We start from the raw sequence: 2,955 nt of genomic DNA, 5'->3' as shown, positions 1-2,955 counted from the left end.
TGGATGTGGGCCGCAGATCCTGCGAACCTCGCTCCAAGTGTTCCGTTGTCGATGCGAGAAGCCGAAGAACTGGTTCACTCCAATCCGGACAACCTGCTCACCGTCAACCAGATCCGTGACCGTTCTGAACGACTTTTGAGCAACTACCCAAACCGAATCACCCGATCGTTCCGAAAGGCTCTACGGCTCGACACTCCCCGGCAACGCATCGAAGAGATCCAACGTCTCATCGACCTGTTCGCACTCCAACCTCCGGTACCTCCTGACCCGGTCGGCCCGATCAACGGCGCCGACGTCCATCTCGTCGCCTGGATGGCCATTACGCCCAGCAACCCGGGTTAGTCGCATCGTCTCATTACTCCGCGAGATCACCGTGCCCTGCTGAGGCTGAAGGATCAGCGGTCGATTGGGTAGCCGAACCGGCCGACGTCCGGTGACCCCCATTTAGGCCGGGTGCGGCTGGGGATCTCGTAGTGCCCGAAGTCCAGTTGCTCTTCGTTGCGGTTGGTTCGGCGTTCAGCTTCGATGGCGGCCGGACTACCGGGCGGAGGGGTAGTGGTCCACGTGCCGGTCTCCGAGTCATATTCGGTGTACTGGCATTCGTAGCCGGGCAGATCAACCACGCCGCCCTTCGCGTAGATCTCGTCAACCTCTTTTTTGAGTTGTTTCCATGACTGCAGGTTGTCGTAGTTGACGGGTATGAAAGAGCGGGAGTCTCCGAACTCGTACCCCTTGAGAATTTCGATGGTCATCCGCATCACATCTTTCATTTCTCTACGCCCACAATCCTTTCTGTCTCGTCTGGCGGTGACCTGCCCTATTTCTGCCACCTTTTCCATTATGGAGAGGGTGAGTGACAATCCTTAGGCGTATCACCTATTTGAGGATCACTGCCCTGTTGAGCGGCCCCCACTTGTCGGGTGGAGCCTCCCGTCAGGGTCTCATCAGACCCCAGTCGCCACAAGGCGCTGGCAGAACTGCGAACACGCCACAGAGACTGTTACCCGGCCGCAGAGTACCCGGGACGTGCCCTCGCATTCATCGCTGAGCCCTGCCGGCAGTAACCACAGAACATCACCGCCGGCACAATGCCCGGGGCGGTTCACATCAACCCGGATCCCGGCTGGCGGCACGGCGGGGAGTAGAAGAAGGGAGGGGCATGGTCGCGTCCTGACATTTGGTGCCTTACCACCCGTGGGTGGCCCTACGCGGAACCGTCCAGGTCGGCAAGCTCCTCGCCGACCCTCGCGATGGCTGTGCGCACGTCCTCACCCTTGTGGAGGGTGATCAGTTCTGTGCTTCCGAGAGGATGATCCGCGTCCACTGCGGTGAGCATCTCCTGAATGGACTCGAGGGCCGCATCGCTCTGCTCGAGATCGCCCATGAGGGCGAGTGCACTGCTGACGATGGCCTCCGCGTGCCGACGCACCTGGAGGCACCTCTTCACCTCGGTGAGGACACGTGACACGACCACCGACAGCAGTCCGGCGTCGAGCCGGGACCTGGAGTCCTCGAGCAGGATCGCCCGGGCAAAGGTGTAGGCCACGATGAGGTTGCGGAAGTCACCGCTCCCGGCGTCGACCATCACAGCCAGTCCACCGCCGGGCAGCCACTCGATGTCCGGCACGTTCTTCCTGACGCTCGCCGAGGCTGAACTCTGGTCGAACACGATCATGGCGATGTCGGCATCGCGGTTCGCCGCCGATTCCACCAACTGGCTCCACGCCGTGTCGGTCCTGTTCTTCTCGTGCTTGGCGTCTGACGCGTCGCCGATCGCGGTCTTGGTGTCGAACTTGACCTCGATAGCCAGGCAGGGCCCGTCCGTTCCCCCGATGTGGGCCACCACGTCTCCGGTCTTGTTGGCGCCTCCGTCGAGCGTGCCGCCGGCACCTCCCGTGCCGGCGATCTCGTCAGCCCAGCCGCGCCGCTCGGCCAGGACAGTGAGTTCCGTCAACACCGAATCCTCACCGATCTCGCCCTTCTCCGCAGTCGCCATCGAGTGCTGACGCGCATCAAACAACATCTTCAGGTACTGGAACTCCGCTCCGATGATTGTGGCCGTCGTCGCCAGGAAGCTGCCGATCCTGTCCTCCAGGTAGGCATAGGAGCCGGCCCGTAGAACCCTGTCGTAGAGCTCGTGCCGCTCGTCGCTTACCGACCTGTCAAACAGCTCGACAACCAGCTCATCTATCACAGTCGTCTCCGGAAACGTCACCGACCGATTGGCCTGGTCGATCTGGATCGTCTTCGCACTCATGTAGTCACCGTCCCATGTCGCGTTCAGTTGGTACTCGCAGCAAGCGCGTGTTGCAGGCCATCGAGGCGTGCATGGTCGTGTCTAATGCAGATTCCGGCCGGGAGCAGCCAGATGCAGCCGTTGATTTCCTCCCGCAGCTCGCGGGCGAGGCTCTGTTCCAGGGACACCACGGAATGGACCGTCAGGCCCGCCTGTCGAAACCTCCTGGCGGCCGGTGCGAAGATGTGGTCGCCTGAGGCGATGACCACGTCTTCGAACCGCGAAGCCACATCGCCGTTGGCCAGAAAGGTGTCGGCATTGGCGAGCAGTTCCAGGTCGGCGCCATCGACACCGTGGGCAAGGCGCATCGAGCACTTCGGCCAGGACTGGCGCAGCTTGAACGTGCGGTTCTGGGCCCTGCCGGCCCTGCGCCCGGGCGGGTGATGACACGCCGCGAAGAGAAGGTCTCCCAGGCTGAAACCGATCCGCTCGTAGTCGGTGCGGACGAGTTCGATGATCCGGTCCGACGGGTACGGCCCGCAGTGCAGGTTGTCGAGATCGATCAGGTGGAGCCGCGCATCGGTGAGGCCGTTGCGCGGCTCGGTGATCCGACAGCCTCTCCTGGACCTCGTAGGCCAGGCCGCCAACGTCACGGTCATGACTGGCGCTGCTTCTTGGTTGCGACGATGTTGGCGAACAGCCGTGCTGACGTGGCTGCT

Annotated in this window: 4 protein-coding genes; 1 reads left to right on the top strand and 3 read right to left on the bottom strand. The window is 62.4% G+C overall.

Annotated elements, in window-relative coordinates; translation table 11 throughout:
* Nucleotides 1–342 (top strand): hypothetical protein (locus tag OSA81_13540; GenBank protein ID MDE0900024.1); only part of this gene is annotated, 342 nt, incomplete at its 5' end.
* A 53-nt stretch (nucleotides 343–395) separates the two neighbouring features.
* Here OSA81_13540 and OSA81_13535 read toward each other — a convergent pair.
* From OSA81_13535 to OSA81_13525, 3 genes are all read right to left on the bottom strand, one after another.
* Complete coding sequence (locus OSA81_13535) at nucleotides 396–752, bottom strand: hypothetical protein (GenBank protein ID MDE0900023.1); 357 nt, start codon at nucleotides 750–752, stop codon at nucleotides 396–398.
* Nucleotides 753–1,204: 452 nt separating this feature from the next.
* Nucleotides 1,205–2,215, bottom strand: coding sequence for a hypothetical protein (locus OSA81_13530; protein MDE0900022.1), 1,011 nt, complete (start codon nucleotides 2,213–2,215; stop codon nucleotides 1,205–1,207).
* Nucleotides 2,216–2,280: 65 nt separating this feature from the next.
* On the bottom strand, nucleotides 2,281–2,955 hold a 675-nt coding region (locus OSA81_13525), incomplete at its 5' end, for an NYN domain-containing protein (protein MDE0900021.1).

The organism is Longimicrobiales bacterium (assembly GCA_028823235.1).
In the GTDB taxonomy this organism is placed as follows: Bacteria; Gemmatimonadota; Gemmatimonadetes; order Longimicrobiales; family Gaopeijiaceae; genus UBA2589.
The sequence above is the reverse complement of the archived record's forward strand: the minus strand, read 5'-3'. Positions and strand labels throughout refer to the sequence as shown.